The following is an 18030-nucleotide window of genomic DNA, read 5'->3' on the forward strand; positions in this document are numbered from 1 at the left end:
CCGCCGGTCGCGGCGGGTCGCGGTGCTCGTGGCGGTCGTCGCGTTCGGCGCGGCGGCGGTGGCGGTGTTCCTGCTCGCGCCCGTCCGGGGCGGCGGGGACGGCGCGGCCGTGCGCCCCACCCCGTCCCGCGCGCCCACCGCCGACACCACACCCACCACCGGCACCACGCCCACCGCCGAGAGCACGCCCACGGCGGGCGAGACGCCCGCGGAGGGCGGCGGCCAGGTCGTCAAGGCGCTGCCCGCCCCCTGCGGGATGGTCTCCCAGCGCACCGTCGACAGGACCGTCCCGAAGGCGACGCGGCGGGAGAGCGCCAACTCGACGCTCACCACCTGCACCTACTCCTCCACGGGACGGGACTTCCGCTGGCTCCGCGTCGAGGCGCACCTCTACGCGCCGGGCGACACCCCGAACCCCGTCCGCGACGCCCAGAGCTACTACGACGCGCAGTGGACGCAGGCGCACCACGCGCCGCTCGTCCGGACGATCTCCCTGGAGCCGCACCAGGGCCTCGGCGACGAGGCGTACCGCTGGTTCAAGGCGGACGAGGGCCAGCCGACCGTCGTCGGGCAGGTGACCGCCCGGCTCCGCAACGCGGTCTTCACCGTCAGCTACAGCGAACGCGCCCCGGCGAAGGGCCGGCAGGACGAACGGAAACGCGCGTGCCTCGCCAAGGCGACCGACGTCGCCGTCGAAGTCATGACGGCGCTAAATCATTTCTGACCTGAATCGGCCGATCACGGCATATCGTCTGTCAGTACCTTCTAGGGTGATTCGGTAAAGGGGCGGGGGCGCGTCGGTCTTGCTCCCGGACCAGGCCAGGTGATCGGCGCGCTCGCACAGCCCGGGGAGGAGGAGGTCGACGTCGTGACCGTGCAATCGGTAGGAGTGTCCTGGGTCCGGTGAGCCCAGGTCAGTAACCTTTCACGTCGACGGGCCGCGGAGTGGACCACCGCTCCGCGGCCTCCGCGGTTCCGGGTGGTGTACCAATGCCTACCATTTGTGAACCATTTTCTACTCCCCGTTCGGAAACCGGGAAATGGCCGCCGAATGCCATTAGCCGCGGGGCGCGGGGATTCGCGCCAGCAGGCGCAGGGACGCGGGCGAGACCCTCGACAGCGTCCGCAGCAGATGCCCCTCGGCGGTGACGGGCACCACCGGCTTGTTCTTGACGATGGCGTGGACGATCCGCTCCGCGACCCGCTCCGGCGGGTAGTTGCGCACCTTCAGCGCCTTGAGGCTCCACTGCCGGGTCCGCTCGCCGGCCGCCGGGTCGCCGACGAAGGCGCCGTTCGCGACGATGTCGGTGCTGACGAAGCCGGGGCAGACGGCCGTGACGCCGATGCGGGCGCTCGCGAACTCGGCGCGCAGGCACTCGCTCAGCATGAGGACGGCGGCCTTCGTCGTGCAGTAGGCGGGCAGCGCCCGCGTCGGCGTGTACGCGGCGGCGGACGCGATGTTGACGATGTGCCCGCCGAGGTTCGGCTTGTCCGGCTTGTTGGGGAGGGCGTGCACGCGGTCGTGCATCTGCTTCCCGAACAGCCGCGAGCCGTGGACGACGCCCCACAGGTTGACGCCGACGATCCGCTCCCAGTCGTCCAGGGACGTGTCGAGGAACGAGCCCGCGACGGCGATCCCGGCGTTGTTGACGACGATGTCCGGCGCGCGGTGGGCCTCCTTCACCGCGGCGGCGAAGTCCTCCATGGCGGCGGCGTCCGACACGTCCACCCGGTAGGCGGTGCCGCCCGCGCCGACCGCCTTCGCGAGCGCGGCGGTGCGCTCGGCGGCGGCGAGGTCGATGTCCGCGGCGACGACGTTCGCGCCGCGCTCGGCCAGTGCGAGGGCGGTCGCCCGGCCGATGCCGGCGCCGGCTCCGGTGACCACGGCGAGCGCTCCGTCGAACTGCGCGAGTGGCATGCAGACCTCCGAGGAATCCGGGCGGAATGGAGTGATCCAACCGTACTCAGCGAGCGTCCGGAGCGCCGTCCCCGCCGCCCGGGAGGTAGGGGCTGAGGCCGCTCCAGCAGAAGTCGGTCATGTGGCGGGCGGCGTCCTCGGCCGACACCTCGGGGCGCTGCGCCTTCCACTGCGCGAGCCGCTCGGACCCGCCGAGGATGATCTGCGTGAACGCCTCGATCACGGTGGCGGGCGCGGCCGGCGCGAACGCGGTCAGCACCCCGGCGATCAGCGTGCTCTGCTGCTCGCGCGTCGCCTCGATCGCCTCCGCCGTGGACGGCGGCGCGGTCGGCGACCCGCGCAGCAGCATCGCGAACGACCTGCTGTGCGCGTCGACGAACCCGAAGTAGGCGAGCATGCCCTGCCAGAGGATCTCGCGCGGCGTGCTCGCCCCGGCCATCGCCTTGCGCGTGACGTCGAACAGCTCGGCCTTGGACCGGCCGATGCAGGCGAGCAGCAGGCCGTCCTTGGAGCCGAAGTACTCGTAGAGCATCGGCTTGGACACGCCGCAGCGCTCGGCGATCTCGTCCATGGACGTGGCCTGGTAGCCGCGGTCGCCGAACACCTCCTCCGCCACGTCCAGCATCTGCCGCTCGCGCTCGGCGCGGGACATGCGGCGCCGTCGTTGCGGTGTGGTGCTGCTCACAGGAGAATCCTAGCCATTGGACCTACCGTCAGTAACCTACTCCCGGTAACTTACCCGGAGTAGGTTACGCGAGAGGGATGGATCATGAGCGAGCGCGCCCCGGCGATCGTCGTCATCGGCTCCGGCTTCGCCGGCCTCGGCATGGCGATCAGGCTCAAGCAGTCCGGCTTCCACGACTTCGTCGTGCTGGAGAAGAGCCAGGCCCTCGGCGGGACGTGGCACGACAACACCTACCCCGGCTGCGCCTGCGACGTCCCCTCGCACATGTACTCCTTCTCCTTCGAGCTGAACCCGGGCTGGACGCGGATGTTCGCCCCGCAGCCCGAGATCCGCGCCTACCTGGAGCGCACCGCCGACAAGTACCGGGTGCGCGAGCACATCCGCTTCGGCGCGGCCGTCGAGTCGATGGAGTACGACGACGGCGCGCGGCGCTGGAAGGTGGCGCTCGCGGACGGGACGGTCCTCACCCCGAAGGCCGTCGTGTCGGGGATCGGGGCGCTGCACGTCCCGTCCTACCCGGACCTGCCGGGCATGGAGCGCTTCCGGGGCACCGCGTTCCACTCCGCGCAGTGGGACCACTCCTACGACATGGCCGGCAAGCGCGTCGCCGTGGTCGGGACGGGCGCGTCCGCGATCCAGTTCGTCCCGAAGGTGGCCGAGCGGGCGGGGAGCCTCACCGTGTTCCAGCGGACGCCGCCGTGGGTCCAGCCGAAGCCCGACCAGCCCATCCCGAAGCCCGTCCGGACGGTGTTCAAGCACGTCCCGGGCGCGGCGCGGGCGTTCCGCGCCGCCATCTACTGGGCGCTTGAGGCGCGCGCGGTCGGGTTCACGATCGACCCGCGGCTGTCCGGCGTCCAGGACGCGGTCGCCCGCCGCCACATCAAGGCCCAGATCGACGACCCGGAGCTGCGCGCCAAGGTCACGCCGGACTACACGATCGGCTGCAAGCGGATCCTGCTGTCGAACGACTACTATCCGGCGCTCACGCGTCCCAACGTGGAGCTCGTGACCGACGCGATCACCGAGGTCCGCGAGCACTCCGTCGTCACCGCCGACGGGCGCGAGCACGAGGTCGACTGCATCGTCTACGGCACCGGCTTCAAGGTCACCGACGCGCTCACCGACCTGCGCGTCACCGGCCGCGGCGGCGTGAAGCTCCAGGAGATCTGGGCGGACGGCATCGAGGCGCACCGCGGCACGACGATCCCCGGCATGCCGAACTTCTTCATGCTGCTCGGCCCCAACACCGGCCTCGGCCACAACTCCGTCGTGTTCATGATCGAGGTGCAGATCCGGTACGTGCTGAGCTGCCTGCGGCTGCTCCAGGAGACGGGTGCCGACACCATCGAGCCGAAGCCGGAGGCCGTCCGCCGCTTCAACGACCGGATCCAGCGGCGGCTGCGCCGCGCCGTCTGGAACGAGGGCGGCTGCAGCAGCTGGTACCTGGACGACAAGGGCGTCAACCGGACGCTCTGGCCGGGCCACACGTTCGAGTTCTGGGCCGGGTCCCGCCGGGCGAGGGCGGGGGAGTACGTCCTGACGCCCTGAGCTACTTGGCGGGCGCGAACATCGGCCGGAAGCCCGCGATGAGCTGGCGGATCACCGGGCGCTGCTCGGCCGGGGTCCGCCCGCGCAGGTCGTGGATCGGGTCGAGGCCGTCGTAGTAGGGGGCGAGCGCGAGGAACGGCAGGATCGTCATCAGCCACGTCGCGAGGACGGCGAGGTCGGCGTCCTCGCGGATCTCGCCCCGCTCCCGCCACAGCTTCAGCGTCGGGTGGATGACCTGGAGGTAGTGCTGGTTGGCCGTGTCGCGGACGACGGACCGGACGCTGTTGTCCAGCTCGAAGTTCGTCGCCGCGGTGACGCCGCGCTCCAGCGGGTGGTCGGCCATGTACTCGGTCCAGTCGCAGAGGACGTCGAACAGCCACTCGTCGAAGGACTGCTCGAAGTCGACCCGCGCGATGCGGCGCTCCATCTCCTCGCGGACGCGGCGGGACGCCTCGTCGCAGACGAACGCGAAGAACTCCAGCTTGTCGCTGAAGTACTGGAAGAGGGAGCCCTTGGCTATCCCTGCCTCGCGCGCGATGGTGTTGAGGCTGCCCGTCGAGTACCCGTTCTCGCCGAATTCCCGCATCGCCACTTCGAGCACCCGCTCGCGCTTGGCGACATTGAGGCGGAACCAGGTCGACGTTGGCATGGACCCCTTCGACTTTCCGTCAGGAACCGGTAACCCGAAGGTCAGGATAACGGTCCATCGGGTTCGATGTGACCCTGAACTTCACCCGTCCTCCGCCGAAACGTCCGACAGGTATCCGAGCGTGAAGGCGGGCGACGCGAAATCGCCGCCCTGCGGCACGCCGGGCCCGACGAACGTGTCCGGGACGCCGTAGGACGCGGCGTCGTCCACCGGCGTGTAGCCGAGGCGTTCGTCCAGCTCCCAGAAGCGGCGCGCGTTGTCCGAAACCGCGTAGGCGGCGAGGAATCCGGGCGCCGGGACGGTCAGCGCCGCCAGCACGAACCCCGCGCAGTCCCGGTGGCTGAGCCAGGTCGCGAGGTGGCGGGGCTCGCTCGGCCGCGCTTCGAGGCTGCCGATGCGCAGGCAGACGACGTCCAGGCCGAACTTGTCGGCGTAGAGGCGGCCGAGGGCCTCGACGGCCACCTTGCTGACCCCGTACAGGCCGTCAGGTCTCGGCGGCATCACGGCCGAGACGGTTTCGGTCGACCGGTAAAGACCCGTCAGCCGGTTGCTGCTCGCGAGGACGACGCGCGGCACGCCCGCCCTGCGCGCCGCCTCCAGGACGCGCTGCGTCCCGAGGACGTTGCCCTCGACCAGGTCGGGGAAGGGCGCCTCGTCGGACACGCCCGCCAGGTGGACCACCGCGTCCGCGCCGCCGACGACCCGCGCGGCCTCCGCCGGGTCGGACAGGTCGGCCCGGAGCACGGTCTCGTTCGGCGCCTCGGCGTCGAGCACGACCAGGTCGGCGAGCACCAGCCGCTCGGCCGCCGCGCGCAGCGGGGCGCGGAGCGCGGCGCCGACGCGGCCCGCCGCGCCGGTCAGCACGATCGTTCCAAGGGCCATGACCAGCAGTGTCGCATCCCGTCCGGCGTCAAGATCGGCGGGGGGTTCGATATTGATCATGAAAAAGGAGGGGGTGGCATCGTTTAATGATCAATACGGCGGCAATCCCGGAATTCGGTGCGACCATGGATAAGCGGCTGACCTGGGCCTCGACGCGCGGGGTTGATTCGCGTCCCGGACGCGTGCTTCGATCCCAATCGGCATAATTCGCGGAGACGGTCGCGACGCGGTGGAGGTGCGTTCAGGGTGCGCTCACGATCGGCTGGTTCGATCCTGGCTGGACTGGGCGCGGTGGCGCTCATCGGCACGGCGTCGCCGCCGGTGGCCGCGGACCCGACCCCGGACCCGTCCGGCGGCGCGAGCGGGTCGCCGAGCGAGTCGCCGAAGGACCCGCCGAGCGGGACCCCGAGCGAGACGCCGAAGGACCCGCCGAGCCAGACGCCCAGCGATCCGCCGAAGAGCGACCCTCCGAAGACCGATCCGCCCAAGACGGATCCCCCCAAGACCGACCCACCGAAGACCGACCCGCCCAAGACCGATCCGCCGAAGACGGATCCGCCGAAGACCGATCCGCCCGGCCCTCCGCCCACGAAACCGCCGCCGACCAAGGCGCCGACGAAGCCGCCGACCAAGCCGGGGACGGCGAAGACGCCCGTGCTGTCGCTCGGGCTGACGGTGTCGTCGGCGACGGTGCGTCCCGGCGGGTCGGTGACGGCGACCGTGCGGGTCGCGTCCGCGAACGCGGCGGCGACGGGCGCGGTGCTGCGGCTGTCGGCGTCGGGCGCCTCGGTCGGGCCGCGGACGCGGAGCCTCGGCGGCGTCGGGAGCGGCGGAGTCTCGGTGCGGGCGACGGTGCGGGCGCCGTCCGACGCCAAGCCCGGCGTGGTCACGCTGCGCGCCGAGGTGTCGGCGGCGAAGGCCAAGGGCGCGTCCGGCGCCTACAAGCTGATCGTCACCGACCCGGCGGGCGCGCCGCCGCCCGGGGTGAGCCTCGCGAACCTGCCGCCCGGCGTCCCGCCGCTGACCCCGTCCGGGTTCGACCCGCTGGCGGGCGTCGCGGTGCCGCGGGTGGCGCTGCCGCCGGTCGCCCCGCCGCGTGTCGCGCCGGAGACGGCGACAGGGCCGCTCGTCCCGGTGGCGAGCCTGCACACGCTGCCCGGCAAGCCGTTCACCGTGAACGAGCTGGGCGCGCTCCAGGCGGGGTTCCTCGCCGCGATGTCGTCGGCGGTGACGCTGCTGCTGCTCAGGCTGCGGCTCGCGCGCCGGGCCGCGCGGCGGCGGGACGCCGTCCCGCCGATACCGGTGCCGCTGCCGCCGCGGGCGGTCCGGCGGCGGCTCGTGCCCGCCGGGCGGCCGCTCACCGCGGCGCGGCTGCGCACCCTGCCGCCGCAGCCCGCGCACGTCCATTCGGTGCGGATCGTCTGGACGCCCGCCCGGTGACGGGTCCGGCCCGGCCGCTCAGCGGGCGAGGCGGATCAGGATGCGGCAGACCTCTTCGATGATCTCCGTCGCGTCGGCCTCGCTCTCGGCCGTCGCGATCTCCCGTCCGGCCTCGCCGATCACCGTCGTGAGGACGAGGCTCAGCACCTGCTCGGGACGTCCCGCGGGCTCCCCGCCGGACGGCCCGCCGAGCAGCTTCGTGTTCTGCGCGATCCACTTCTGCGCCCGGCTGCGCCGCATCAGCGACGACCCGGACGGCCCCTCCCCGGCGAGGAACAGCCGGGCCGCGTCCCGCCGCTCCCAGCACACCCGCAGGTAGGCGCGGGCGCCCGCGATGAACAGGGCGATCGGGTCGGACTCGCCGCCCTTGCGCGCCGCCGACACCGCCTGCGCCGCGCTCGCCTCCTGCTCGGCGGACAGCTCCTCCCACAGCGCGACGTACAGCCCGGCCTTGCCGCCGTAGTGGTGGTAGAGGCTGCCGACGCTGATCCCGGACCGCTCGACGATCTCGGCGATGCCCGCGTCGGCGTAGCCGCGGTCGGCGAACACCTCCAGCGCCGCGGACAGCAGCGCCTGCCGGGTCGCGTCGGCCCGCGCCCACTGGCGCCCGCCGCCTCCGCCCGTGTCCGTGCCCGGGTCGCCGTCGTCCGCCCCGTTCACGTGCCGCGCCCTGCCCGTCCGCATCCCACCATGGTGCCAGGCCGCGTCCGCCCGCACCCGTGTCACACGGCTCAGAACAGGAGGGTCAGTACCAGTGGTGGGACGACCACCACGCCCACGCGCCGCACGGGTCGGTGTAGCGGGCCTTGATGTATCCGAGCCCCCAGGCGATCTGCGTCGGGGTGCTGGTACGCCAGTCGGGTCCCGCGCTCATCATCTTGGAGCCGGGCAGCGCCTGCGGGATCCCGTACGCCCCGCTGCCGGGGTTCTCCGCGCGCTCGTTCCAGCCGCTCTCGTGGTTCCACAGCGTCAGCAGCGACGACCAGCAGCGCCCCCATCCCTTGAGGGCGTTCATCTTCTTGCCGTACTCCTTGTTCTGCGCGGCGCTCGGGTTCATCTTGGCGAGCCGCTCGCGCTCCTGCTGCTCCTTCAGCTTCGCGCGGGCCGCCGCGTCCCGCTTCGCCTTCTCCTTGAGCCGCTTCATCTCGCGCTGGTGCAGCTCGTACGCGCGCTTCTTCGCGGCGGCGATCGCGTCGGCGGTGACCGCGTCCATGTCGGACGCCGACGTCAGCTTGGCGAGCATGTCGTTGGTCGACAGGTCGGGGGCCGCCGCCTTCGGCGGCTTCGCGCCGCCGTCGACGAAGCGGCCGATGTCGACCAGCACGACCGCCGCCGCGAGCGCGCCGATCGCGACGATCATGATCGTCACATTGCTCGTGAGCAGCCGCCGCAGCCGCCGTCCCCCGGACGGACGGTCGTCCAGCGGGTCGGCCGGGGCGCGCGGGGCGGGCACCCGCGGTCGGCGCTCGTCCCGGACGCCGCGTGCCTGGTCGGGCCCCGGTCGGCGGGCCGCGCGCCGCCCGCCGGAACGGGCGCGCCCGGCGGGGGCGGTGGGACGTCTGCGCGTGCCGTGACTCTGTGGCATAGGAGAAGACTGCCTTATCGCCCGGGGTCCTGTCGCCGGAGGACGGCCGCCGTCGGCGACCGGCCGCCGTCCGCGCGGCGAGTACCGTCTGCTGAGCAAGTACGGGGACAGAGTGGCACACGGTTCACCCGCCGCGCCCTTATCCGCGTCGTTCGTCCGGGTTCAGCAGTTCGACGTCGCCCGCCGCGAGCCGCGCGGGCTGCAGCGCCTCGAACACGTCGCGGTGCATGTCGTCGAAGACGGCGAGCGCGCTTTCCGGCGCTTCGAGCGCGAGGGCGACCTCGTTGGCCCGGTCGCGCCCGGCGGCGGTGATCCGGACGAGCGTCGCCCGCCGGTCGCGCGGATGGGGCGTCCTGGCGACGAACCCCGCCGCCTCCAGTTGGTCGACCGTGAGCTTCACCGTCGTCGGGTGCACCATCAGGATCCGGCCGAGCGTGCTGAGCCGCGCCTGCCCGCGGGTGGTCAGCGCGAGCGTGGTCAGCAGGAAGTAGCCGGTCCGGGAGAGGTCGAGCCCCTTCAACTCGGCGTCCAGGGCCTTCTTGAGCAGCTGGTTGAGCCGTCCCACCGCGCAGATCGCCATGAACGGCCAGGGGCCGCCGCTGAGGCCCTGCGCCTCCCAGCGGTCCCGGACGCCCATGACCAAGGGGTCCACCCCGTCCGCCGGATCGCCCGCGAGATCCTCCGCGAGGTCCTCCGCGAGGTCCCCCGCGAGATCCTCGGTGACGTCGGCGGTCGCGTCTGCAGTCATGTCGTCGTCGTCCTGTCGCGCCTCGGTTCCACCGGCCGATCGTAGCTTCGGACAAATCCCCTATGTAAGTACTCGCTTCTTAGACCTTCTTCCAATAGAGTGCCTCAGATCACAGGCGGTGCCCGAGTGCTTGCCAGGGCCCGTGGCGTCGCGTGTGGTCCCGGGTCTCGGCCGAGGCCACGGTGGCGCGCGAACGAGCAGGACGCGGCGCCGCCGTGCCCCGGTGAGGGCCGGAGCATCGGATGAGCGCCGACGTCCGAGAACGAAGGAGGCTGGCATGTCCCTTCACGACCCTCCCGCCGGGCACCCCCGCGGCGGCCCGCCCCGTCCGGCGGCGGACACCGGCTGATGGCCGCGAGCCTGGCCAAGGCCCCCGACCTCGCGCGCAGGCGGTTCGGACGCGCCCTCGACGAGACCGGGCTGCTGTGCGTGACCCTCCTCGAAGGGCTGCGCCGCACCTGGGACCTGCGCCAGTGGTGGGGCGAGTTCGTCGAGCAGTGCTGGTTCCTCGCGCGGGTGACGAGCGTCCCGGTGATGCTCATCGCGGTGCCGCTCGGCGCGACCATCTCGCTGCAGGTCGGCGACATCGCGCGGCAGCTCGGCGCGCAGTCGGGCACCGGCGCGCTGCTGACCGCCGCGATGATCCAGCAGGTGGCGCCGCTCGCCGCCGCGCTGCTGGTGTCCGGCGTCGGCGGGTCGGCGATCACGTCCGACATGGGCGCGCGCAACATCCGCGACGAGCTCGCGGCGATGGAGGTCATGGGCATCAACCCGATCCACCGCCTGGTCACCCCGAGGCTGTGGGCGGCGAGCACGGTGTCCGGCCTGCTCTGCTCGGTGGTGATCCTCGCGGGCGTCGTGGGCGGCTACTACTTCAACGTCATCCAGCAGGGCGTCAGCCCCGGCGCGTTCTTCGACGGCGCGACGACGCTGCTCCAGTTCTCCGACCTGGTGATCACGCTGTTCAAGGCGTGGGTGTTCGGGTTCATCGCCGCCGCGGTCGCCTGCTACATGGGCATGAACTGCGACTACGGCCCGGTCGGGGTGGGCCGCGCGGTGAACCGCGCGGTGGTGGTCACCTCGATCGTGGTGTTCGCGACGAACTACATCCTCACCATGCTCTACCAGGTCCTCTTCCCACCGAGGTTCTGATGGTCGCCATTACCCCCGTCCGCAGGCTGGGCCGGGCCGTGCGGGGCCGCGCCGCCGGGCTCGTGCCGTCGGCCGACCTGCCGGTCTTCCTCGGCCGCGTCCTGTACCACCTGTTCGTCGACATCATCCTGCGCCGCAAGTACGGCAAGACGCTCGCGAAGCAGGTCAGCGACATCACGGTCGGCGTCGGCGCGCTCGTCATCGGCGGCGGCATGATCTTCGTGATCGCGACGATGTCGCTCGCCACCGGCGCGATGGTCGGCCTCCAGGGCTACCCCGGGCTGGAGCGCATCGGCGCGGAGGCGTTCACCGGGCTCGTGTCGTCCTACTCCAACGTCCGCGAGGTCACCCCGATCATCGCGGGCGTCGCGCTGGTCGCGCAGGTCGGCACCGGGTTCACCGCCGAGATCGGCGCGATGCGGATCTCCGAGGAGATCGACGCGCTGGAGGTCATGGGCATCAACTCGCTGGCCTACCTCGTGTGCACGCGGGTGGCCGCCGGGGTCATCGCGCTGGTGCCGCTCTACCTCGTCTCGCTGTTCATGGCGTTCTGGGCCACCAGGTTCATCACGATCCAGTACTTCGGTCTGTCGCCCGGCATCTACGACTACTACTTTCACCTCTACCTCCCGCCGATCGACGTCTTCTACAGCGTCATCAAGGTGGCGGTGTTCGCGTTCATCATCATGTTCATCCACTGCTACCGCGGCTACTACGCGGCGGGCGGCCCGGTGGGCGTCGGCGTCGCCGCCGGGCGCGCCATCCGGGAGTCCACCATCCTGATGATCCTGATGAACCTGGTCCTGTCGTACATCTTCTGGGGCCACGGCAGCACGGTGAGGTTGACCGGATGAGCGACGAGACACTGTCCGCCCGCTCCCGGACGATCTTCGGCCTGGTCGGCGCCGGGGTCATCGCGGCGGCCGCGGCGTTCGTCGCGCTCGGGTCGACGCAGTCGCACGAGGGCTCGACCTACTACGACGCGAGCTTCGGACGCGCCGGGCAGGGCCTCGACCCCGGCAAGTCGGACGTGAAGGTCCGCGGCATCGCGGTCGGCACCGTCGACAAGATCACGCTGTCCGGCGACGGGCGCGTCAACGTCCGGTTCCGGGTCGACAAGGGGATCAGGGTCGCCGACACGGCGGTCGCGTCCGTCGAGCCGATCTCGGTGTTCGGCCCGAAGGACCTCACGCTCGAACTCGGCGAGCACGAGCTGACCGGCCCCTACCTGAAGGACGGCGGACGGGTCGTGAAGACCCACGACCCGGAGGAGCTGTCCGACACGGCCTGGCCGACCTACCGGCTCACCAAGGCCATCGACCCGGACGAGGTCGGCACCATCCTGCGCGTGTTCGGCTCCGGCCTGTCCGGCCAGGGCCCCGCGCTGCGCCGGACGATCGGCAACGGCGCCACCGTCATCGACGCGACCCACAAGGACAGGGCCGCGATCCAGGCGCTGCTGGACGACATCAACGGCCTGTCGGGCACGTTCGCCTCGCGCGGCGACACGATCACCGGGCTCGCGGGCGACTTCAACCGGCTGTCGAGGGCGGTCAGCGACCGCCCGGACAAGGTGTCGCAACTCCTCGACCAGTCGAGCCGCCTCGGCGACACGCTCGGCACGAGCCTGCAGCGGCACGGGCGGAACCTCGGCGCGATCATCGACTCGGGCGGGCAGGTCGCGGCCGTGGTGAACGGCCAGATCCGCAACCTTCCCGTCATGGAGGACAGCCTCACCGGGTTCTTCGGCCTGCTGGCGCAGATCATCCGCGTCCCCGGGCCGGAGGGCACGCTGATCGCGCAGGCGCGCGACGACCTCCCGTTGGACATCTGCCAGATCCTCATCGACATCTGCCCCGTCAAGCCCGCGCGGACGGCCTTCGACACGCCGCTCCCCGGGGCGGGCGCGGGAGGGCGGCCGTGAGCCCGCGCCTGCGCGGCAAGGCCGCGCGCGGCCCCGAGTACGCCACGATCGTGAAGTTCCTCGCGTTCGTGGCGGTGACCGGGCTGCTCACCTTCTACATCGGGCAGCAGATCCTCGGCACGAGCTTCGCCCCCCGCTACCGGCTGACGGCGACGTTCGACGACGTCACCGGCCTGCTGGAGGGCGACGCGGTGAAGGTCGCCGGGACGCCCGTCGGCCAGGTCAAGGGCATCAAGGTGGTGCGCGGCAAGGCCGTGGTCGAGCTGGCGGTCGACAAGGACGTGCGCGTCCCGTCCGACTCGACGGCCGCGATCCGGTGGCGCAACGTGATGGGGCAGCGGGTCGTCTACCTGGAGCCCGGGACGAGCCAGACCAAGCTGGGCGACGGCGACCGCGTCCCGCGCACCCGCTCGGTCGTCGACCTCGGCGACATCGTGAACAGCCTCGGCCCGCTGACCCGCAACCTCGACCCGAACCAGCTCAACAAGATCCTGTTCTCGTTCTCCCAGGCGCTCGACGGCAACGAGCGGAACATCTCGCTGCTGACCGACAACCTGGACGCGCTGCTCCAGACCTTCGCCGCCCGCAAGAACACGATCAAGGGGATGATCGCGGACTACGAGACGGTCAGCGCGGCGGTCGCCACCCGCGACCGGCAGATCGCCGCGAGCGTCGACAACCTGGCGTCGCTGACGAAGGTCTTCGCGAACAACCGGCGGCTGCTGGAGAGCGCGGTCGTGGAGATCTCCGGCGTGACCACCAACCTCAACCAGGTGCTCGGCGGCAACGACGCGCAGCTCGCCCGCATCATCGACAACCTCGGAAAGTTCGCCGAGACGTTCCGCCTGAACGTCGACGATCTGGAGACGATGGTGCGGCAGTTGCCGCTGACGCTGCGGCAGCTCTTCGCGTCCGCGAACGGCGGCCACTACCTTCGCACCAACGCGCTCTGCCTCAACATCATGCAGGGCCCGTGCCCGTTCCCGATGCAGCTGCCGAGGTCGCCCGGCGCCGGGTCGCCGTCCACCGACGACCTCTCGAAGCTGAAGAAGATGCTGCTGGGGGTGGGCGGCTGATGGCGCTGAAGTCGCTGCGCGACGTCGACCAGAAGCTCGTCGCGATCGTCACCCTGGCCGCGCTCGCGGCGGGCTGCGTGTTCGCGTTCGCGGTCGGCCAGCTCCACCTGTTCGAGCGCGGCTACACGATGAGCGGCGAGTTCACCGACGCGGCCGGGCTGAAGAAGGGCCAGGACGTCCGCGTCGCGGGCGTGAAGTCGGGACGGGTCACCTCGGTCCGGCCCGACTTCCGGCACGGCAAGATCATCGTCACCTGGCACGTCGACGCCGGGATCGACCTCGGCCCGAAGACCCGCGCGGAGATCCAGACGACGACCCTGATGGGCGGCCGGTACCTGCGGTTGTCCGGGCCGGTCGCGAAGCCCTACATGGCGGACGTCCCCGAGGCGCGGCGGCGGATCCCGCTGGCGCGCACCAGCGTCCCGTTCACCGTCCCGGACGCGCTGGAGGGGGCGCAGAACATCGTCGGCACGCTCGACCAGCGCAGCATCGACAAGCTGCTCACCGAGGTCACCCGGATCAAGTCGCCGGGCGCGGTGAAGCTGCGCCGCGTCCTCGTCAACGTCCAGGACCTGTCGCGCATGCTGAACGACTCCTACCCCGAGGTCCAGAAGCTGATCGAGAACAGCAGGACGATCACCGGCACGCTCGCCGCGAAGGACGCGAAGCTACGCGAGATCCTCGACGCCAGCCAGGTGCTGCTGCGGACGCTCGTCCAGCGGCGGAACGAGCTGGCGGCGACGATCGGGCAGGGCAGCAGCACGGTCCGGACGCTGTCGAACGTGATCTCCCGGAACCAGAAGGAGATCGACTCGCTGCTCGACAACCTGCACCTGCTGACCACCCGTCTCGCGCCCAACATGGACGCGCTCAACACCGACTTCTCGCTGCTCGGCCCGACGTTCCAGCAGGTCGCCAACCTCAAGGGCAACGGCCCGTGGATCGAGGGCGTGCTCACCGGGCTCGGCCCGCTGCAGCCGCCCGGACCGATCTCGACGCGACGCCAGCAGGGAGGCGGCTGATGAGGAAGATCGCCGCCACGCTCGGGCTCGCCATGGTCGCGTCGCTCGGCGGGTGCTCGGCCGTCCCGTCCGGCGGGGACGGGCGCACGATGGTCGTCTACGTCCCGAAGGCCCGGTCGTTCTACCCGGAGTCGAAGGTCAAGGTGATGGGCGCGGACGTCGGCCTCGTCGACAAGGTCGAGAACCAGGGCGACAAGGTGAAGGTGACGTTCCACCTGCGGCGGGACGTCCCGCTGCCGCGCGGGGTGCAGGCGTCGATCGTCCCGCTGAACCTGATCGGGGAGCGGAACCTCGTCCTGCATCCGGCGTGGCACCCGGGCGAGCCGAAGGAGACGGCGGACGTCATCCCGATCGAGCGCACCCACGTCCCCGTCGAGGTGGACGACGCGCTCAGCTCGTTCACGAACCTCGCGAACGCGCTCGACCCGACGAAGATGCGGACCGCGCTCGGCACCGCCGCCGACACGGTGAACGGCAACGGCAAGGAGTTCAACGCGACGCTTGAGCAGAGCGCCCGCCTGGTCGAGAACGTCGCCGGGCAGGACGAGGAGCTGATCGAGGTCGCGCGGAACCTCAGCCGCCTCGCCGGGGTGGTGCGCGGACGCGAGCAGGTGCTCGGCACGGTGATCCGCGACTTCGGCGAGGCCAGCCGGGTGCTCGCGAGCGAGCGCGGCGACCTGCAGCGGCTCATCGACGGCGTCCTCGAACTGGCGAAGAACGGCGACAAGCTGCTCAGGAAGTACAAGGGCGACCTGCCGTACGACCTCGCCGTCCTGACCCGGACGGCGCTCGTCCTGAAGGGCAACACCAAGGAGGTCGCGCAACTGCTGCACGTCCTCCCCGGCATCAGCGAGGCCCTGATCGGCGGCTACAACCCGAAGAACAAGTCGCTGCAGATCAGGTTCGCCACCGACGCGTTCCTGCGGACGTGGCTCAAGGGCCTGATGAACAGCGACAACGTGGGCTGCCCGCTGCCCGAGCCCAACTCCAACTGTCCCTGGCAGAACGGAGCGAACTGATGGGCCGCCGACTTCTGATCGTCCTGGCGCTGGTCCTCGCGGCCGCGGGCTGCTCGTACAAGACGGCGGGCTCGCCGGGCGGCGGCCTGAGGCTGACCGCCACGTTCGACGACGTCCAGGGGCTCGTCGCCGGGCACAGCGTGAAGATGTCCGACATCACGATCGGCAGCGTCACGAAGGTCGAGCTGGTCGGCTACAAGGCGCGGGTGACGCTGTCGATCGAGGACGACGTCCGGGTCCCGAAGGGCACCAGCGCCGAGATCAAGGTGACGTCCCTGCTCGGGGAGAACTACGTCGACCTGCGGATGCCGCCCGGCGCGCGGATGGACCGGGGACCGTTCCTCGCCTCCGGCGACCGGATCGCCGAGACCAGCGTCCAGCCCGCGTTCGAGCAGGTCGTCGGGCAGGCCGGGCCGCTGATCCAGAAGCTCGCGGGCAACGACGTCGCCGCCGTCGTGAACGCCGGGGCCACCGCGCTGGACGGCAACGGCCACACGCTGAACAAGACGATCGCGCAGACGAGCGACCTGCTCCGGATGTTCGCCGAGCAGCGCCGCGAGCTGGGCGAGTCCGTCGACCGGTTCGCGCGGCTCGGCCGGTCGCTCGCCAAGGGCTCGGACGCGCTCGACGAGGCCCCCGGCCGGCTGGAGCGCACGACCCGGATGCTGAACGACGACAAGTACAAGATCATCAAAACGGTCGACCGGCTGACGAAGATGGCGCGCGAGCTGAACGACAAGGTGCTGGAGGGGCGCATCCGCCGGTTCCGCGCCCTGCTGAACGACGTCGATCCCGTCCTGCGGCAGCTCGGCAGCGACCGCAAGCGGCTCACCGCCCTGGTCGACGGCCTGGTCGAGTTCAGCGACAAGCTGCCGAAGGCCAGCTACGACGGCCAGCTCCTGCTGTACCCGATCGTCCGGATCGTCTGGCCGGACGGCACGCCGATCTTCCCCGGCCTCAGCGCCCCGCCGAAGGCGAAGAAGGCGCCGGGCGCGCGGGGGGACGGGACGCCGAAGCTGCCGAAGGAGCTCGAAGGCGCCCTGCCCGACCTCGACGAGATCCTGGGAGGACGGGGATGAGCCGGCGGCTGACGATGAACCTGGCGGTCTTCGCCGGGCTCGCCGTGCTGATGGCGGTGTGGGCGTTCAGCAACGTCATCCGGTTCGACTTCATCGACCGGCCGTACCACATCACGGTGGAGTTCGAGTCGTCGCCGGGCCTGCACCCGAACTTCGAGGTCGACTACCTCGGCCTGCGGGTCGGCAAGATCGACTCGGTGCGGCTGGCGAAGGACCGGGTCGTCGTCCGGCTGGACATCGACCGGGGCGTCAAGATCCCGCAGGGCGTGCGGGCGGCGGCGGCCCGCAAGTCGGCGGTCGGCGAGCCGGTGGTCGAGCTGACCCCGGGCCCCGGCAGGGCCGGGGCGCCGCCGATGCGGCCCGGCACGGTGATCCCGATGTCGCAGACCAAGGTCCCGCCCAAGTACGGCGACCTGTTCGGCGCGGTCATCGACACGCTCAAGGCCGTCAACCCCGACGACGCGAAGGTGCTCACGCACGAGCTGGCCGAGGGCTGGTCCGGACGCGAGGACTCGCTCCGCCAGATCATCAACGGCGGCGACGACCTCACCAAGACGTTCGCGGAGAACACCGAGCTGCTCGACGGCCTCACCAAGGACCTCGGCCGCGTCACCCGGGTCCTGAACCAGAACCGCGGGTCGCTCGGCGCGGGCGTCGACAACCTCGCCGCGCTGATCCAGGCGCTCAGCCAGGTGCGCGGCCAGATCGCCGAGCTGCGCGACCGCGGGCCCGGGCTGCTCGACACCGTCAACGACCTGCTGGACAGGACCGGGCCCGACTTCGGCTGCGCCGTGGACGCGCTCGGCACGTGGGGCGTCTCCCGCTACAACCCCGGCTACCTGAACGACCTGAGCGACACCCTCAGGTACGCGCCTCAGCTGAAGGTCGTCCTGGACAACGTGATCGGGGTCGACCAGGGCAAGCCCGTCCTGAACGTCGTCTTTCAGGTCACGCTGAAGAAGCTCGCGACCGTCGAGTACAAGTACCCGCTGGCGCAGCCGCGGGTGAACCAGGTGCCGACCTGCCCCGGCGGGCGGACGCCCGCCGTGACCAAGCAGAAGCCCTACAGGGCGAAGGATCCGGGTAAGACGATCCCCACTCACGATCCGTCGCTCGACCAGAAGAACCTGCAGGCCAGGAAGGCCGCGAACAACGGCGGCGACTCTTCCGGCGGACCGCCGGCGTGGCTGGTGTACGTCCCCCCGGTCATCGCCCTGCTGGTGCTGATCAGGGTCATGATGGGCTCGGTGCCCGTGGTGTCCCGCCTTGCCCGCCTGCGTCGGCGCAAGGACTGACCCCAACC

The 18030-nt window shown here is 71.3% G+C and carries 18 protein-coding genes; 11 read left to right on the forward strand and 7 right to left on the reverse strand.

The window, feature by feature from the left end; all coding sequences use genetic code 11:
• A partial coding sequence (locus tag ACH01S_RS44690) for a hypothetical protein (protein WP_067903262.1) occupies positions 1-724 on the forward strand: 724 nt, incomplete at its 5' end.
• Positions 725-1057: 333 nt separating this feature from the next.
• Here the strand turns inward: ACH01S_RS44690 and ACH01S_RS36605 are convergent.
• Positions 1058-1918, reverse strand: coding sequence for an SDR family NAD(P)-dependent oxidoreductase (locus ACH01S_RS36605; RefSeq protein WP_067903265.1), 861 nt, complete (start codon positions 1916-1918; stop codon positions 1058-1060).
• Between the two features lie 46 nt (positions 1919-1964).
• Positions 1965-2603 (reverse strand): TetR/AcrR family transcriptional regulator, encoded by a 639-nt coding sequence (locus tag ACH01S_RS36610; RefSeq protein ID WP_246236684.1) that lies wholly within the window; start codon positions 2601-2603, stop codon positions 1965-1967.
• An 84-nt stretch (positions 2604-2687) separates the two neighbouring features.
• Between ACH01S_RS36610 and ACH01S_RS36615 the strand changes: the two genes are divergently transcribed.
• Positions 2688-4151 carry a flavin-containing monooxygenase gene (locus ACH01S_RS36615; RefSeq protein ID WP_067903271.1) on the forward strand — a complete coding sequence of 488 codons (1464 nt, stop codon included), beginning with the start codon at positions 2688-2690 and terminating at the stop codon, positions 4149-4151.
• Position 4152: 1 nt separating this feature from the next.
• Here ACH01S_RS36615 and ACH01S_RS36620 read toward each other — a convergent pair whose 3' ends face one another.
• The gene (locus tag ACH01S_RS36620) at positions 4153-4800 is read right to left on the reverse strand and encodes a TetR/AcrR family transcriptional regulator (RefSeq protein ID WP_067903274.1); all 648 of its coding nucleotides are present in this window, start codon (positions 4798-4800) and stop codon (positions 4153-4155) included.
• A gap of 81 nt (positions 4801-4881) precedes the next feature.
• A complete protein-coding gene (locus ACH01S_RS36625; protein WP_148344368.1) occupies positions 4882-5682 on the reverse strand; it encodes an NAD-dependent epimerase/dehydratase family protein in 801 nt (266 codons plus the stop codon).
• A gap of 291 nt (positions 5683-5973) precedes the next feature.
• Here ACH01S_RS36625 and ACH01S_RS36630 point away from each other — a divergent pair, with 291 nt between their 5' ends.
• Positions 5974-7122, forward strand: coding sequence for a hypothetical protein (locus tag ACH01S_RS36630; RefSeq protein WP_067903277.1), 1149 nt, complete (start codon positions 5974-5976; stop codon positions 7120-7122).
• A gap of 18 nt (positions 7123-7140) precedes the next feature.
• Here the strand turns inward: ACH01S_RS36630 and ACH01S_RS36635 are convergent, their stop codons facing one another.
• The 3 genes from ACH01S_RS36635 to ACH01S_RS36645 form a co-directional block, all read right to left on the reverse strand.
• Positions 7141-7806 carry a TetR/AcrR family transcriptional regulator gene (locus ACH01S_RS36635; protein WP_083981555.1) on the reverse strand — a complete coding sequence of 222 codons (666 nt, stop codon included), beginning with the start codon at positions 7804-7806 and terminating at the stop codon, positions 7141-7143.
• Between the two features lie 61 nt (positions 7807-7867).
• The gene (locus ACH01S_RS36640; RefSeq protein ID WP_067903280.1) at positions 7868-8707 is read right to left on the reverse strand and encodes an aggregation-promoting factor C-terminal-like domain-containing protein; all 840 of its coding nucleotides are present in this window, start codon (positions 8705-8707) and stop codon (positions 7868-7870) included.
• Positions 8708-8846: 139 nt separating this feature from the next.
• Entirely contained in the window at positions 8847-9455 is a 609-nt protein-coding gene (locus tag ACH01S_RS36645; RefSeq protein ID WP_083981556.1) for a MarR family winged helix-turn-helix transcriptional regulator, read from the reverse strand.
• A gap of 348 nt (positions 9456-9803) precedes the next feature.
• Between ACH01S_RS36645 and ACH01S_RS36650 the strand changes: the two genes are divergently transcribed.
• Genes ACH01S_RS36650 through ACH01S_RS36685 form a run of 8 tightly spaced genes read left to right on the forward strand, consistent with a single transcriptional unit; the run spans position 9804 to position 18022 of the window.
• Positions 9804-10607, forward strand: coding sequence for an MlaE family ABC transporter permease (locus ACH01S_RS36650; RefSeq protein ID WP_067903283.1), 804 nt, complete (start codon positions 9804-9806; stop codon positions 10605-10607).
• Positions 10607-11461, forward strand: coding sequence for an ABC transporter permease (locus tag ACH01S_RS36655; protein ID WP_067903287.1), 855 nt, complete (start codon positions 10607-10609; stop codon positions 11459-11461). Before ACH01S_RS36650 ends, ACH01S_RS36655 begins: the two co-directional genes overlap by 1 nt.
• Positions 11458-12531 carry an MlaD family protein gene (locus ACH01S_RS36660; RefSeq protein WP_067903290.1) on the forward strand — a complete coding sequence of 358 codons (1074 nt, stop codon included), beginning with the start codon at positions 11458-11460 and terminating at the stop codon, positions 12529-12531. Before ACH01S_RS36655 ends, ACH01S_RS36660 begins: the two co-directional genes overlap by 4 nt.
• Complete coding sequence (locus ACH01S_RS36665) at positions 12528-13607, forward strand: MCE family protein (protein WP_246236686.1); 1080 nt, start codon at positions 12528-12530, stop codon at positions 13605-13607. The genes ACH01S_RS36660 and ACH01S_RS36665 overlap by 4 nt, the downstream gene beginning before the upstream one ends.
• Positions 13607-14629: an MlaD family protein gene (locus ACH01S_RS36670; RefSeq protein WP_067903293.1), complete on the forward strand. Its 1023-nt coding sequence runs from the start codon at positions 13607-13609 to the stop codon at positions 14627-14629. Before ACH01S_RS36665 ends, ACH01S_RS36670 begins: the two co-directional genes overlap by 1 nt.
• Positions 14629-15648 carry an MCE family protein gene (locus tag ACH01S_RS36675; protein ID WP_067903298.1) on the forward strand — a complete coding sequence of 340 codons (1020 nt, stop codon included), beginning with the start codon at positions 14629-14631 and terminating at the stop codon, positions 15646-15648. The genes ACH01S_RS36670 and ACH01S_RS36675 overlap by 1 nt, the downstream gene beginning before the upstream one ends.
• Complete coding sequence (locus ACH01S_RS36680) at positions 15648-16727, forward strand: MCE family protein (protein ID WP_067903301.1); 1080 nt, start codon at positions 15648-15650, stop codon at positions 16725-16727. Before ACH01S_RS36675 ends, ACH01S_RS36680 begins: the two co-directional genes overlap by 1 nt.
• A complete protein-coding gene (locus tag ACH01S_RS36685) occupies positions 16724-18022 on the forward strand; it encodes an MCE family protein (RefSeq protein WP_067903304.1) in 1299 nt (432 codons plus the stop codon). The genes ACH01S_RS36680 and ACH01S_RS36685 overlap by 4 nt, the downstream gene beginning before the upstream one ends.
• Positions 18023-18030: the final 8 nt, after the last annotated feature.

The organism is Actinomadura chibensis NBRC 106107 (genome assembly GCF_001552135.1).
Classification (GTDB): Bacteria; Actinomycetota; Actinomycetes; order Streptosporangiales; family Streptosporangiaceae; genus Spirillospora; species Spirillospora chibensis.

What these genes read in the sequence shown, in the direction of transcription:
- ACH01S_RS36635 (WP_083981555.1), bottom strand. Translation starts at nt 7,806, where the DNA reads ATGCGGACGGGCAGGGCGCGGCACGTGAACGGGGCGGACGACGGCGAC.
- ACH01S_RS36640 (WP_067903280.1), bottom strand. Translation starts at nt 8,707, where the DNA reads ATGCCACAGAGTCACGGCACGCGCAGACGTCCCACCGCCCCCGCCGGG.
- ACH01S_RS36670 (WP_067903293.1), top strand. Translation starts at nt 13,607, where the DNA reads ATGGCGCTGAAGTCGCTGCGCGACGTCGACCAGAAGCTCGTCGCGATC.
- ACH01S_RS36685 (WP_067903304.1), top strand. Translation starts at nt 16,724, where the DNA reads ATGAGCCGGCGGCTGACGATGAACCTGGCGGTCTTCGCCGGGCTCGCC.
- ACH01S_RS36605 (WP_067903265.1), bottom strand. Translation starts at nt 1,918, where the DNA reads ATGCCACTCGCGCAGTTCGACGGAGCGCTCGCCGTGGTCACCGGAGCC.
- ACH01S_RS36660 (WP_067903290.1), top strand. Translation starts at nt 11,458, where the DNA reads ATGAGCGACGAGACACTGTCCGCCCGCTCCCGGACGATCTTCGGCCTG.
- ACH01S_RS36615 (WP_067903271.1), top strand. Translation starts at nt 2,688, where the DNA reads ATGAGCGAGCGCGCCCCGGCGATCGTCGTCATCGGCTCCGGCTTCGCC.
- ACH01S_RS36655 (WP_067903287.1), top strand. Translation starts at nt 10,607, where the DNA reads ATGGTCGCCATTACCCCCGTCCGCAGGCTGGGCCGGGCCGTGCGGGGC.
- ACH01S_RS36675 (WP_067903298.1), top strand. Translation starts at nt 14,629, where the DNA reads ATGAGGAAGATCGCCGCCACGCTCGGGCTCGCCATGGTCGCGTCGCTC.
- ACH01S_RS36645 (WP_083981556.1), bottom strand. Translation starts at nt 9,455, where the DNA reads ATGACTGCAGACGCGACCGCCGACGTCACCGAGGATCTCGCGGGGGAC.
- ACH01S_RS36680 (WP_067903301.1), top strand. Translation starts at nt 15,648, where the DNA reads ATGGGCCGCCGACTTCTGATCGTCCTGGCGCTGGTCCTCGCGGCCGCG.
- ACH01S_RS36625 (WP_148344368.1), bottom strand. Translation starts at nt 5,682, where the DNA reads ATGGCCCTTGGAACGATCGTGCTGACCGGCGCGGCGGGCCGCGTCGGC.
- ACH01S_RS36650 (WP_067903283.1), top strand. Translation starts at nt 9,804, where the DNA reads ATGGCCGCGAGCCTGGCCAAGGCCCCCGACCTCGCGCGCAGGCGGTTC.
- ACH01S_RS36620 (WP_067903274.1), bottom strand. Translation starts at nt 4,800, where the DNA reads ATGCCAACGTCGACCTGGTTCCGCCTCAATGTCGCCAAGCGCGAGCGG.